The following is a 13,803-nucleotide window of genomic DNA, read 5'->3' on the forward strand; positions in this document are numbered from 1 at the left end:
ACTTCTCATTTTTTCGATTTCTTTACGACTTATCGGAATCTTGATGAATCCCTATTTTTTTGTGCATGTGCCCAAGACGGCGGGCACCAGTTTTCGTTTGGGCCTTGAGCAGGCTGTCGGTAAGGAGCGGGTCTTCTATGATTATGGAGCTAAATCTCCCCATACCACTGGGCTGGTTTCGGAGTTGATTTATCAGGCACCAGACTTCTGGCGCTTTTTTCAGTCCATCCAGTCGCAAGACACCCCCGTGGCGATCGCAGGGCATGTTCCTGTGCTTCGATTTGTGTCAGGGTGTGGGGTTGCCAATACCATGCTGTTTCTCCGGCATCCCCTGCAGCGGCTTATGTCCGAATATCAGCACTTTGTACGCAATAACGGTTATGACAAGACTTTCAAGGCGTTTTACGAAGCCGCTCCCAACCAGAACCGTCAGTCGAAGATGCTCCATGGGGCACCTCTGGAGGCCATCGGCCTGATGGGCATCACCGAACGTTACGGCGAGAGCCTGGAGATGCTCAGGAGTCAGTTTGGCCTGGAGATCCCTCTGCGCGAAGATAATCAAGGCCGTAATGGACTGGATGAGCGACATGGGTTTGAAGGGGAGGACGAGCGCCGTTGCCGAGAGCTGAATGCCCAGGATCTTGATCTGTATGATCACGCCCTGGCGTTGTTTGATCAGCGCCGTGAGCTTTTCAGGGCCGGCAAGCCTTATGTGCATGGCAAGCTGGTGAAGGCCGATGAAAAGCGCATTGCTGGCTGGGCCTGGTGGGGCGATGATCGGGGTGCGCCGGTGAAGGTGCAGATCCTGATCAACGGTAAGGTGGAGCGGGAGTTGATGGCAACAGAGTTCCGGCCGGATCTGTGCCGGTTGGCCCCCCCCGGGGTGGGTATGTGGGTTTTTCCATGAAGAGCAGTGCCGGTCCGGGGGATCGGGTGCAGTGTCGCGTGATGGACACGGGGCAGTGTTTCCCCATCGTGCCCATGATCGTCGAGGGGCACTGAGTGATGGCACTGGGGCCGGATAGAGTCGATGGTCTTCGCCGTCGGGTTGGGCTGCTCCGTGAGCCCTTGAACGGGGATGCGGAGCTACACGGCCTAGAGCCGGTGGAGCAGGGAGGGTGGCATTCCCTGCGGGATGATCCACACATGATCGTCCACCAGCACATGCCCTGGGCCGGATGGCACATGCTGGAGTTGCGTCTCTCTCACGAGCATCACCAGTCCCTGGTGCAGTTGTGGGTGGACTACGGGAGCGGTTTTTCGGACGAGCATGCCTTCTTCCTGCCGGTGAAATCGGGCTGCGTGGCCAAGCGGTTGCTGTACCTGCCCCGGCGGCCACGGCGGATTCGATTCGGGCCGATGGGGTCTGTGGGGCCGTTTTCCATCGAGGCATTCCGCATGGTATGGCTCACGCCCTGGTTCGCCCGCAAGCGGCTTCTTCGGCGGATCTGTAGCGCGCACCCAAGCTGGCGTGGTCGGGATATGGAGGCGGTGCGGGTTGAATTACGCGATGAGGCGCGGGAGAAGGCGGTCCCGTTCTGGGAGTGGGCCTGGCGTCAGTATGACGAGACCTTTTACCCGCAGGTGGATTATTCCATGTGGCGGGCCCGCCAGGAGCGATGCGACCCGGATGCGATCTCTCTGCGTGTGCGGGACGTGGAGGGCGCGCTTGGGCGCGAGGGTGTGCGGGCGGCAGGGGCTGAGCCGCTCTTCTCCATCCTGATGCCGGTGTTCGACCCTTCGCCGCAGTGGCTCGCGGATTGCCTGGATTCCGTGTTGGCGCAGCATTTCACGAACTGGGAGTTGTGCATCGCCGACGATGCCTCCACCCAGCCTGAAGTACATGGGGTGCTTGCTGCCTACGTGGCTCGGGATGCCCGCATCCGGGTGACGTATCGCCAGGAGAACGGCCATATCTCTGCCGCCAGCAATACGGCACTGGAGATGGCCCGGGGGCACTACTTGGCCCTTCTGGATCATGACGACCGGTTGGATCCGGAGGCCCTGCTTTGCATGGCGGAGGTCGTGGTGGCGCATCCCGAGGCGGCGCTGATCTATAGCGATGAGGATAAGGTCCGGGGTGCACGTGAATTTTTCGATCCCCATTTCAAGCCGGACTGGAATCCCGATCTGGCGCTGTCCCACAACTATGTCTGCCACCTGGCGGTGTTTGACCGGGCGCGCGTTCTGGAGGTGGGTGGATTCCGGGAGGGGGTTGATGGCAGTCAGGATCATGATTTGCTGCTGCGGTTCGTTCGGGGTCTTCCGCCTTCGCGCATTCATCATGTTCCTCGGGTGCTGTATCACTGGCGGGTGACGGAGGGCTCGACGGCGGGTTCCAGCCACGCGAAGGACTATGCCGCTGAGGCGGGTCAGCGGGCCGTGGCGTCGGCAGTGAAGGCAATGCTGCCCTCGGCCCGTGTGGAGCCGGGCCGTGTGCCCCATAGTTATCGGGTGCGTTGGCCTCTGCCGGAACATGCGCCCCGTGTGAGCTTGATTATCCCTACGCGAGACCGGGTGGAGATTCTTCGGCCTTGCCTGGAGGCCATTCTGGAGCGTACCGACTATCCGGACTTCGAAGTGCTGGTGGTGGACAATGAGTCCCGCTGCCCGCAGACGTTGGCCTATTTCGAAGAACTGCGCGCTGACCCCCGGGTGCGGGTACTGGAGTGGCATCGGCGTTTCAATTACTCAGCGATCAACAACTTTGCGGTAACACAGGCGCGGGGGGATATCATCGGCCTTGTCAATAACGACATTGAGCCGATTAATGCCGACTGGCTTACCGAGATGGTGTCACATGCCTGCCGGCCGGAGATCGGGTGTGTGGGGGCCAAGCTGTATTACCCCAATGGCCGTATTCAGCATGGCGGGGTGATCCTGGGTTTGGGCGGTGTCGCCGGGCACAGCCACAAGCATTTGCCCGGGGATGCGCAGGGCTATTTCAACCGTTTGCAATTGGTGCAGAACCTTTCAGCGGTGACTGCGGCCTGTCTGCTGGTGCGTCGAGAGGTTTTTGATCAAGTGGGCGGTCTTGATGAGAAGAATCTGCCGGTGGCCTTCAACGATGTGGACCTGTGCTTGAAGGTACGGGAGGCGGGGTATCGGAATCTTTGGACGCCTTATGCTGAGGCCTATCATCATGAATCAGCGTCCCGGGGGGAGGACAATACTCCAGAGAAGCGACGTCGTGCCGAACGGGAGGTAGCTTATATGAGGCGGCGTTGGGGCCGGGAACTGGATCATGATCCGGCCTATAATCCGAATTTGACGCTGGCCCATGAGGATTTTTCCTTGCGGTAGTTGGGGGGTGGGGTGAGCTGGGGTGGGGCGCCGCTGCGCAGCGCATCGCCGGCGAGGCCAGCTCCCACGGGGTTCTTTTAGTTAAACGGGAACACCCAGGGAGTGAGCAATAACACCCCTGCGGAATAGGTCAGGCTCACTGGTAGGCCCGTTTTGAGAAAGTCGCTGATGCGATAGCGGCCTGGTGAGTACACCATCAGGTGGGTCTGGTAGCCGTAGGGGATGAGAAAGCAGGCGCTGGCCCCGTAGGCCACGGCCATGATGAAGGGCATGGGGTCCACGCCAAAGGCCTGGGCGGTGGTCCAGGCCACGGGAAAGGCCAGTGCGGCGGCGGCGTTGTTGGTGACGGTTTCGGTGAGCAGTACGGTGAGCAGGTAGCAGCCCACAAAGGCGGCATACACGCCGTAGCCTGCGAACATGGTTTGGATGCCCTGGGCCAGTAGGGCGGCGGCGCCTGAGCTTTCCAGCCCCTGGGCAATGGCCAGGGCCGAGCCGATGATCATCCATAGCTCGAAGGGGAAGCGTCGACGCAGTTCGGTTGGGCTGAGCACGCGGCCCAGCAGCAGGGCGCCGAGCAGTAACAGCAGGCCATGAAACAGGGGCAGTAGCTCCAGGGTGGCCAGGCCGATCACGGAGGCGAAGCCGGCTAGCGTGAGCAGGCTTTGCGTGGGCTTGAGCTGGGGCCGCTTGAAACTGCCACTGAGTAGATGGAAGTTGCGGTCGATATTGCGATGCTGACGAAAGTCGTTGCCCACGGCCAGTAGCAGGCAGTCGCCCACTCTGAGCGGAATCTGCCCCAGTTGTCCTTCCAGCCGTTTTCCCCCGCGGCGAATTCCCACCACGCCGGCGTTGAACACACTGCGAAAGTCCACCTCCTGTAGGGTCTGGCCGGCGAGTTCCGATTCGTGAGAGATCACCACCTCCACCAGGTTGGTGGCCAGCAGGTCGTCGGCCGGGTGGCCGAAGAGCTTCAATCCCGGGAAGCGCTGCAGCGCCTGTACCTTGCCCACCTCACCGGTAAACACCAGGGTGTCGCCTTCCTGCAGCACCTCATTGGGCCCCACGGGGCTGATCAGTCGGTTGTCGCGCTCGATTTCCAGCAGGTAGAGGCCATCCAGGCTACGCAGCTGGTTCTCCTCGATGCTCCTGCCCACCATCTCGGAGCCAGGCTGCAGCTCGGCGGCCAGAAAATAGGCCAGTTGGTCTTCGGTGTCGTCGGAGCGGTGATCCGGTAGTGCACGGGCGCGCCATAGCAGCACACCAAAGGTGAGCAGGGCCACGGGTACGCCCACCAGGGCGAACTGGAACATGCCCAGTTCGAAGCCGCCACTGCTGAGGGTGAAGGAGTTGACCACCAGGTTGGTGGAGGTGCCCACCAGGGTGGTCATGCCGCCCAGGATCGAGGCGTAGGAGAGCGGAATCAGGAGCCGGGAGGGGGCGATGCGCTGCTGCCTGGAGATGGTGCTCATGAAGGCCGCCACCACGGCGGTGTTGTTGAGAAAGGCCGAGAGCACGGCGCTGGTCCCCATGAGCCTGGCGGTGGCAGTGGTCTCGCGGCCGCGCAGTAGTCGCTGCGAGAGCCAGTTCAGCAGGGGGCTGCGTTCCAATGCCAATGATACGAGCAACAGCAACAACAGGGTGGCCAGCGCCGGGTTGGTGTACTGCTTCAGCAGGGTGGCGGTATCCACCAACCCCAGTAGCAGATAGGCGCCGGCCAGGCCAACGAAGGCCACGGCCGGGCGCACGCGACCGGAGATCAGCACCACGAGCAGGCCAGTGATGGAGAGCAGTACTGCCCAGGGCGTCATGAGGAAGAGGTCCTTGCGGGGTGAAAATGGGCTTGTGGGATTCTACCGGGGCTTTTATGATGTTGTCGAATTCAGGCGGCAAAAAATTCCATGTGTTCAATAAAAGCGCTTTAAAAACATTTGGATGTTCAATTTTTAACCGCTAAACATTTATCGCGGGAATCACCTTACATGACATCACTCACCCATTTACAAAAGCTGGAAGCCGAGAGCATCCACATCATGCGCGAGGTGGTCGCCGAGACCGAGAACCCCGTGATGCTCTACTCGGTGGGCAAGGACAGCGCGGTGATGCTGCACCTGGCACGCAAGGCCTTTGCCCCGGCGCCGCCGCCGTTCCCGTTGCTGCATGTGGACACCCGCTGGAAGTTTCGCGCCATGTACGCGTTTCGGGACAACATGGCCCGGGAGATGGGCATGGACCTGTTGGTGCACATCAACCCGGAAGGGGTGGAGAAGGACATCAACCCCTTCACCCATGGTTCGGCCATCCACACCGATGTGATGAAGACCGAAGGCCTCAAGCAGGCACTGAACCAGTATGGCTTTGATGCCGCCTTTGGCGGGGCACGCCGGGATGAGGAGAAGTCCCGCGCCAAGGAGCGGGTGTTCTCGTTCCGCACCGCCCAGCACCGCTGGGACCCGAAGAACCAGCGCCCGGAGCTATGGCGGCTCTACAACACCCGCAAGCACAAGGGGGAGTCGATCCGCGTGTTCCCGCTCTCCAACTGGACCGAGCTGGATATCTGGCAGTACATTTACCTGCAGGACATCCCCATCGTGCCGCTTTACTACTCTGCCGAGCGCCCGGTGGTGGAGCGCGACGGGGCCCTGATCATGGTGGATGATGACCGCATGCCGCTCAAACCCGGTGAAGTGCCGATGATGCGCAAGGTACGGTTCCGGACACTGGGCTGCTACCCGCTCACGGGTGCCATTGAATCCGAGGCCGACACCTTGCCGGCGATCATCCAGGAAATGCTCCTCACCAGGACCTCCGAACGCCAGGGCCGCGTCATCGACCATGACAGCGCCGCCTCCATGGAAAAGAAAAAGCAGGAAGGGTACTTCTGATGGCACACGCATCCGACATGATCGCCGGGGATATCGAGGGCTACCTGAAGGCCCACGAGCACAAGGGCCTGCTGCGCTTTATTACCTGCGGCAGCGTGGACGACGGCAAGAGCACCCTGATCGGACGGCTGCTGTTCGAATCCAAGCTGTTGTTCGAGGATCAACTGGCCGCCATCGAGGCGGACTCGAAGAAGTATGGCACTCAGGGGGACGAGATGGATTTTGCCCTGCTGGTGGATGGCCTGGCTGCCGAGCGGGAGCAGGGTATCACCATCGACGTGGCCTACCGCTTCTTCTCCACCGACAAGCGCAAGTTCATCGTGGCCGACACCCCGGGGCACGAGCAGTACACCCGCAACATGGTGACCGGGGCTTCCACTGCCGATGCCGCCATCCTGATGGTGGATGCCCGCCATGGCATACTCACCCAGACCCGCCGCCACAGCTTCCTGATGTCGCTGATTGGCATTCGGCACATCGTCGTGGCCATCAACAAGATGGACCTGGTGGACTACTCGAAGGCGCGCTTTGACCAGATTGTGGAGGAGTACCGCGCCTTCGCCAAACAGCTGGGCCTGGAAGGGATGACCTTCATCCCCCTGTCGGCGCTCAAGGGCGATAACGTCATCGAGCACGGCCACCACATGCCCTGGTATCACGGCCCGACCCTGATGGCGTATCTGGAAACCGTGGAGGTGGACGAGGAACGCCTGCAGCGCACCCCCTTCCGCATGCCGGTGCAGTGGGTGAACCGACCGCACCTGGATTTTCGCGGTTTCACCGGCATGATCTCCAGCGGCACTGTCAAGCCAGGAGATGCCATCCGCGTTCAGCCCTCGGGCAAGACCAGCCGCATCAAGCAGATCTACACCTACGATGGAGACCTGGCACAGGCCATTGCCGGGCAATCGGTGACCTTGCTGCTGGAGGATGAGATCGACATTTCCCGAGGTGATGTGATTTCCGGCGTGGATGCCCCCGCCGAGACCGCCGATCAGTTCGAGACCACATTGGTGTGGATGCACGATCAGCCCTTGCTGCCGGGGCGACCCTATCTGCTGAAGCTGGGTACGCAGACGGTGTCGGCGACGGTGAGCCAGGTGAAGTATCAGGTGAACGTCAATACCCTGGAGCACACTGCGGCCAAGCAGCTCGATCTGAACGGTATTGGGGTGTGTACCCTGAGCCTGAGCAGGCCGGTGGCCTTTGATCCCTACAAGGAGAACGCCGACACCGGTGGCTATATCCTGATCGACCGGATGAGCAACAATACCGTGGGTGCCGGCATGCTGCATTTTGCCCTGCGTCGCAGCCAGAACATTCACATGCAGCATGTGGATATCGACAAGCAGGCACGGGCGGCCTCCAAGGGGCAGAAGCCGGCCGTGTTGTGGTTTACCGGCCTTTCCGGTGCGGGTAAGTCCACCATTGCCAACCTCGTGGAGAAGAAGCTGCATGCTGCCGGCCAGCATACTTACCTGCTGGATGGCGATAACGTCCGCCATGGGCTGAATCGAGACCTGGGCTTTACCGATGCCGATCGGGTGGAGAATATCCGCCGGGTGGCGGAGGTGGCCAAATTGATGGCGGATGCTGGCCTGATCGTGTTGACGGCGTTCATCTCGCCGTTTCGCAGTGAGCGCCGACTGGCCCGGGACTTGATGGAAGAGGGCGACTTCATCGAGATCTTTGTCGATACGCCCTTGAATCTGGCTGAAGAGCGTGACCCGAAGGGGCTTTACAAGAAGGCGCGCCGGGGGGAGCTGAAGAACTTTACCGGCATCGACTCTGCTTACGAGGCCCCGGAGAGCCCGGAGCTGCACCTGGATACCACCCGGCTCAGCGAAGATGAGGCCGCCGAGGCGGTCATCGTGCTGCTGCGTGAGCGTGGGCTGATTGCCTGACCCGGGGTTTTGCCCGCGTTACAAGCCAATAAGCCCTCGGTGAGCTGTAAGACGGCATAGGTGGCCCAGGATCTTGGGCCACCGTGACTGAACAAGGAACCTCATGGACCTCGCAATACTTCTGGATCAAGCACACACCATCGCCCTCAAGGCCGGCGATGCCATCATGTCCATCTACTCGCGCGAGTTCTCCGTGGAAGAGAAGGAGGACAAGAGCCCACTGACTGAGGCTGATAGGGCGGCCAATGATGTCATCATGGCCGGTCTTGCGGGCCTTGCCGGGGGTATCCCGGTGCTCTCCGAGGAGGATGCCGAGTGCTTCGTTGGCGCCGATGCTCAAGGCCGCTACTGGCTGGTGGACCCGCTGGACGGTACCAAGGAGTTCATCAAGCGTAATGGCGAGTTCACGGTCAATATTGCCCTGATCGAGAACGGCAGACCGGTGCTGGGTGTGGTTGTGGCGCCGGCGCTTGAGGTGTCCTATCTGGCTGCTCGGGGCGTGGGTGCCTTCAAGGTGGAGAAGGGCGGCGAGCCCGTGCCGATCCGTGTGGCTGGCCAGCCCGCCGAGGGTGTCACTTGGCGCGTGGTGGGCAGCCGTTCCCACCCGAGCCCGGACCTGGCCGAGTGGTTGGAAACATTGGGTAACCACGACATGGTGCCTATGGGCAGCTCGCTGAAGCTGTGTCTGGTGGCGGAAGGTGCCGCTGACGTCTATCCACGCCTCGGCCCGACCTGTCTGTGGGATACCGGCGCGGCCCAGGCGGTGGTGGAGCAGGCCGGCGGGCGGGTGGAAACCCTGGCAGGGCAGCCGCTTTCCTATGCGATGCCATCAGAGAAGCTCAACCCGTACTTTGTGGTCTGGGGATAGGCCCATCAGGCCCGCTCCCCCGCCGACACAATCCGGACGACTGTCACTGAGTGATATGCTCCTGCCAAAGTTCACCTCGCTTGCCGGCCATACTGATTCCTCCTGAGACTGTGGGACGGTTCAGTGGGAGGCAAGCTCATTGAAGAAGGCTGGGTTGTCCTGGATCGTTGCCAGTACCTTGGCGGCCAGGCCGGTGGGGTTGCGGCGCTTGGCCTCCCAGCTCTTGATCGTATCGACACTCGTCCCCATAGCCTTGGCAAATTCTGCCTGGGAAACGTGCAGCTGGGCGCGGATCGCCTTCACATCCGCCACCTCATGGCGGGTGATGCGGCTGGCCCTTACCTCGCCTTGCTTGATATCGACCGCTTCCTGCAGTGATTCCTGGAGTTCGTCGAAGATGCTCATTCGGAAACCTTCCCTTGGCCGGCGTCTCGGTGGGTGTACATAGTACGCTAATAGGTATTTCGTTGTCGAGTGATGGTGAGTGAATTGCTTGCTCGAGAGGTGGGGCTGCCTGGTGTCGCTGTGCCGCCCTTGTGGGAGCGGCCCTTGGCCGCGAATGGCCGAGTGCTGGGATTGTGGCTTCAGGCTGACTCCACATCGAACGCCACGATCTGTCGCTGCTCGCTGGAGAACTCCACGCCGATCAGATGAATGGGTTTGCCGGCGGCGCGGTATTTGTCGGCATAGCCTTTTGCCTTGATCTGCTCCAGGGCCTTGCCCTCGGGCAGCTGCTCCACCGCCTTGAACTCGAATAGATAGATGTGGCCGCCGAAGTCGATGGTCATGTCCACGCGGCCATGGTGGCTGGCGTCTTCCACCGTGACCTGGACGCCCAGGGCTGCGAAGTGGCTGTAGAACACGCTGGCATAGCGGCCTTCGTATTGGGCGATGGGGTTGTTGCGATACCAGTCGTGGGGCGGGCCGGCGTAGAGGGCCTTGAGGTGGGTCTCCAGGCCTGCAAGGTCGTGTTGCTGCAAGTGCTTGAACAGGGTGCGGCGCTTGCTCGGGGCGTTCTCGACACCCAGCGACGGCAGCAGCGCATGGTTCAGGCTGGTCTCTATCTCGCGGTTGGGAAAGCCCAGGGTGTACTGACGGTAGCCCAGCATGGGTTCCTCGACCTGCTTGATGGTCAGGTAGCCGGTCTGGAAGAGCAGGGCGTCGGTACTGATATCGTCCACGTCGAACTGGCTGAGTAGCTCGTATTCCGTCTCCCATTGATCCAGCTGAGGGGTGAAGACCCCCCGCTGCATGAGAACGTCGATGAGGAAGGTGGGCGTGGCGCTCTCGAACCAGTAGGGGCCGAACGCCCGGTTCTGCAAGAGCAGCAGTACGTCGAAGGGGTTGTAGACGGAGGCGACCTCACAGCTCCCCCAGCGATAGCCGTTGTACCACTCCCGGATTGCGTCACGGTCCAGGCCGGCCAGCTCGGGGGCAAACACCGTGTCGATGTCCTCATCCGTGTAGCCGCAGATGGTGGTGTATTCCGGCAGCAGTGTGATATCGCGCAAATTATTCAGCCCCGAAAACAGACTGACCTTGCTGAACTTGGAGACCCCGGTGATCATCACCAGATGCAGGTGGGGGTCGGCGTCCTTGATCACGCTGTAGAGGTTCTTCAGGCCTTCACGTAGTTCACGGGCGCGCTCTGGGTCGAGGATGTTGTCCAGGATGGGTTTGTCGTACTCGTCGATCAGCAGCACGACCGTCTGGCCCGTTGCCTGGTGAGCGAGTTCCAGCAGGTCCGAGAGTTCACCGGGAATATCGGTCTTGGGTGCGGCGGCCTGGGTGAAGCGACCTCGCTCCTTGCGCAGCTGGTGGCGAATCCGTTCGTCCAGCTCCTCACGATTGCGCATCACCCCGCTGCCAAAGCTCAGGCGGATCACGGGATGGGTGGCCTGCCAGTCCCAGCGATGGTGGAGGTACAGCCCTTCGAACAGGGCCTTGCGACCCTCGAACAGGCAGCGCAGGGTGTCGAGTAGCAGGCTCTTGCCGAAGCGCCTTGGGCGGGAGAGGAAGTAGTACTTGCTCTGGTGGATCAGGCGCTCGATCACCGGCGTCTTGTCGACGTAGTAGTAGCCTCCTTCGCGGATCTCGGAGAAGGTCTGGATCCCGATCGGGAGTCTGAGGCGCTGATCGGTAGCCATAGTGGCCTCTCAGAGTGAACGTCGTGCTGGCGGGAGTTTATCACGGTAGCCGATTGTGGGAGCGGCCCTTGGCCGCGAATGGGTTTGGCACTTAGGCAGGTCGAGCAGCCGCCGGGTGGCAGGCATCGACAAGATTGGGGCGACGATGGCGAGGTGATCAGCGTTTGAGGTTGCGATAAAAGTTCTCGTGGGTGCCGACCAGCAAAAGCAGTCGGGTAGCCGGGTCGTACTCGTAGGCGAGCAGGAATTGCTGACCGACGCATGGGAATTTGTAGACGAACACACCGGCAAGATCGCCCTTCCTGGCCTCGCCCCGCTCAGGCTGGTCGATGATGGTTGCGATTGCAGCGTCGATGGCGGCCTGCTGGTTGCGCTGAAGGCGCTTGTAGGCACGGCTGAAAGCATTGGTTTGGAGGACCGTGATCATTCCCGGTAAAGGCCCTGCGGAATAAAGGGTGTGGCCTGTTCGCGGCCTTCTGCGCGAGCGATGAGCACATCGCGTACGAACTCGACCGGCAGATCGGGGTTGTCGAGAGCGGCCTTACCCACCTTGGCCCAGAACTCGATCTGGCCGGCGATGGTGCGGCATTCCGCCCGGGCCTGAGCCTTGGCGCTTTCGTACAGTTCGTCTTCGATGCGGACAGGCATGCCCATGATCTTCTCCTGATGGGGTTTGCTACTTTTGTAGTTTGCCTTGCCCCCCTCCCGGTGTCAAAGCAGTTGGACTGGAGCGGTGTCTTTCGGGGCTATGTGTTAAGCGGATTGGTTTTGGTCCATTTGCGCGTCAGACCTCGGCCTTCAGGCCGAGGAAGGATAGCGCGGACGGCGAAGCCGTCCCGGTTTTCCCGTGGGCGTGGGGTGTCGATCCATCCTGGATTTGAACTGATTATTTAAACAGTTTTTCGCTATACTTTCGGTCAAGGCAGGGGGTTAGCGCTGCTCCGCTGCGAATAACCCCCAATCTATTACTTGCGGTGGGCACCTCAGCATGGCCAGTGCGCTGCTGCCGCAGCGCGTCGCCGGCGAGGCCAGCTCCCACGGGCGTTCCGGAGCCTGTGTGCCTCTCGTGCCGCCCTTGTGGGAGCGGCCCTTGGCCGCGAATGGCGGCGTGCTGGGATTGTGGCTTCAGGCTGACTCCACATCGAACGCCACGATCTGGCGCTGCTCGCTGGAGAACTCCACGCCGATCAGATGAATGGGTTTGCCGGCGGCGCGGTATTTATCGGCATAGCCTTTTGCCTTGATCTGCTCCAGGGCCTTGCCCTCGGGCAGCTGCTCCACCACCTTGAACTCGAAGATATAGATGTGGCCGCCGAAGTCGATGGTCATGTCCACGCGGCCGTGGTGGCTGGCGTCTTCCACCGTGACCTGGACGCCCAGCGCGGCGAAGTGGCTGTAGAACACGCTGGCATAGTGGCCTTCGTATTGGGCAATGGGGTTGTTGCGATACCAGTCGTGGGGCAGGCCGGCGTAGAGGGCCTTCATGTGCGCTTCAAGGCCTGCCATGTCGGCGGCCTTCAGCAGGCGCGGCAACCGGATGACCAGTTCATCGAAGATGGCGTGACTGACGCCCAGCACCGGGAGCAGGGCCTCGTTGAGGCTGATCTCCACCTCCTGGTTGGGCAGGCCCAGTTCATAGAGTGGGCGGTTGGGCACTTCTTCGTGAATGTTCTTGAGGGTGAGGTAGCCGGTTTGAAACAGTAGGGCGTCGGTGGAAATGTCATCCACGTCGAAACGGCTGAGCAGGGCTGGTCGGCTGTGCCAGGCGGTGAGTTCGGGGGTGAACACGCCGCGCTCCTTGAGCAGATCCACCAGGAAGGTGGGTGTGGCGCTCTCGAACCAGTAGGGGCCGAACTGACGATTCTGCAAGAGCAGAAGCACGTCGAAGGGGTTGTAGACGGAGGTGACCTCCTGCCCACCCCAGCGGTAGCCGTTGTACCACTGCCGGATGGCCTCGCGGTCCAGGCCAGGCAGCTCGGGGGCAAAGACCGTGTCGAGATCATCGTCGGTATAGCCGCAGATTGTTGAATACTCGGGCAGCAGCGTGATGTCCCGCAGGTTGTTCAGCCCCGAGAACAGGCTGACCTTGCTGAACTTGGAGACACCCGTGAGTAGTACGAAGTGCAGGTGGGGGTCAGCGTCCTTGAGCACGCTGTAGAGATTCTTGAGGCCCTCGCGCAACTCGCGGGCGCGTTCGGGGTCGCGAATGTTGTCCAGGATGGGCTTGTCGTATTCGTCGATCAGGACGACGGCGCGCTGTCCGTGCTTTTGGTTTGCTGCCTTGATCAAGTCGGTGAATTCACCCGCAATGTCGGTCTCGGCAGGCGGTGCCAGTTCCAGTGTTTCTCGGTTGTCACTCAGTTGGTGACGAATCCTCATGTCCAGTTCGGCACGATTCTGCAGGACGCCACTGCCGAAGCTGAGGCGAATCACGGGATGCCGTGCCTGCCAGTCCCATTTGTCATGGATGTACAGCCCTTCGAACAGGGCCTTGCGGCCTTCGAACAGGCAGCTCAGGGTGTCCAGTAGCAGACTTTTGCCAAAGCGCCTTGGGCGGGAGAGGAAGTAGTACTTGCTCTGGTGGATCAGGCGCTCGATGACCGGCGTCTTGTCGACGTAGTAGTAGCCTCCTTCGCGGATCTCGGAGAAGGTCTGAATCCCGATCGGGAGTCTGAGGCGCTGATCGGTAGCCATGCTGG

The 13,803-nt window shown here is 61.1% G+C and carries 11 protein-coding genes; 5 read left to right on the forward strand and 6 right to left on the reverse strand.

The window, feature by feature from the left end:
- Positions 1–343 precede the first annotated feature (343 nt).
- The gene (locus tag ECTOBSL9_RS11045; RefSeq protein WP_371258976.1) at positions 344–907 is read left to right on the forward strand and encodes a hypothetical protein; all 564 of its coding nucleotides are present in this window, start codon (positions 344–346) and stop codon (positions 905–907) included.
- A 239-nt stretch (positions 908–1,146) separates the two neighbouring features.
- The gene (locus tag ECTOBSL9_RS11050; protein ID WP_205631960.1) at positions 1,147–3,303 is read left to right on the forward strand and encodes a glycosyltransferase; all 2,157 of its coding nucleotides are present in this window, start codon (positions 1,147–1,149) and stop codon (positions 3,301–3,303) included.
- Between the two features lie 77 nt (positions 3,304–3,380).
- Here the strand turns inward: ECTOBSL9_RS11050 and ECTOBSL9_RS11055 are convergent, their stop codons facing one another.
- The gene (locus ECTOBSL9_RS11055) at positions 3,381–5,111 is read right to left on the reverse strand and encodes an SLC13 family permease (protein WP_063465102.1); all 1,731 of its coding nucleotides are present in this window, start codon (positions 5,109–5,111) and stop codon (positions 3,381–3,383) included.
- Positions 5,112–5,282: 171 nt separating this feature from the next.
- Here ECTOBSL9_RS11055 and cysD point away from each other — a divergent pair, with 171 nt between their 5' ends.
- From cysD to cysQ, 3 genes are all read left to right on the forward strand, one after another.
- Positions 5,283–6,185, forward strand: coding sequence for a sulfate adenylyltransferase subunit CysD (gene cysD / locus ECTOBSL9_RS11060; protein ID WP_063465103.1), 903 nt, complete (start codon positions 5,283–5,285; stop codon positions 6,183–6,185).
- On the forward strand, positions 6,185–8,089 hold the full coding sequence (gene cysN / locus ECTOBSL9_RS11065; protein ID WP_063465104.1) for a sulfate adenylyltransferase subunit CysN: 1,905 nt from the start codon (positions 6,185–6,187) through the stop codon (positions 8,087–8,089). Before cysD ends, cysN begins: the two co-directional genes overlap by 1 nt.
- Before the next feature lie 103 nt (positions 8,090–8,192).
- Positions 8,193–8,957, forward strand: coding sequence for a 3'(2'),5'-bisphosphate nucleotidase CysQ (gene cysQ, locus ECTOBSL9_RS11070; protein ID WP_063465105.1), 765 nt, complete (start codon positions 8,193–8,195; stop codon positions 8,955–8,957).
- Positions 8,958–9,077: 120 nt separating this feature from the next.
- On the opposite strand, the gene nadS is transcribed toward cysQ, so the two are convergent.
- The 5 genes from nadS to ECTOBSL9_RS11095 all read right to left on the reverse strand — a co-directional run bounded on the left by nadS (position 9,078) and on the right by ECTOBSL9_RS11095 (position 13,798).
- Positions 9,078–9,362 carry a NadS family protein gene (gene nadS / locus ECTOBSL9_RS11075; protein ID WP_063465106.1) on the reverse strand — a complete coding sequence of 95 codons (285 nt, stop codon included), beginning with the start codon at positions 9,360–9,362 and terminating at the stop codon, positions 9,078–9,080.
- Positions 9,363–9,541: 179 nt separating this feature from the next.
- The gene (locus ECTOBSL9_RS11080) at positions 9,542–11,104 is read right to left on the reverse strand and encodes an ATP-binding protein (protein WP_063465107.1); all 1,563 of its coding nucleotides are present in this window, start codon (positions 11,102–11,104) and stop codon (positions 9,542–9,544) included.
- A 157-nt stretch (positions 11,105–11,261) separates the two neighbouring features.
- Positions 11,262–11,531 carry a type II toxin-antitoxin system RelE/ParE family toxin gene (locus ECTOBSL9_RS11085; RefSeq protein ID WP_063465108.1) on the reverse strand — a complete coding sequence of 90 codons (270 nt, stop codon included), beginning with the start codon at positions 11,529–11,531 and terminating at the stop codon, positions 11,262–11,264.
- A complete protein-coding gene (locus ECTOBSL9_RS11090) occupies positions 11,528–11,758 on the reverse strand; it encodes a ParD-like family protein (RefSeq protein WP_063465109.1) in 231 nt (76 codons plus the stop codon). Before ECTOBSL9_RS11090 ends, ECTOBSL9_RS11085 begins: the two co-directional genes overlap by 4 nt.
- A gap of 471 nt (positions 11,759–12,229) precedes the next feature.
- Complete coding sequence (locus ECTOBSL9_RS11095) at positions 12,230–13,798, reverse strand: ATP-binding protein (protein ID WP_063465110.1); 1,569 nt, start codon at positions 13,796–13,798, stop codon at positions 12,230–12,232.
- Positions 13,799–13,803: the final 5 nt, after the last annotated feature.

The organism is Ectothiorhodospira sp. BSL-9 (genome assembly GCF_001632845.1).
Classification (GTDB): Bacteria; Pseudomonadota; Gammaproteobacteria; order Ectothiorhodospirales; family Ectothiorhodospiraceae; genus Ectothiorhodospira.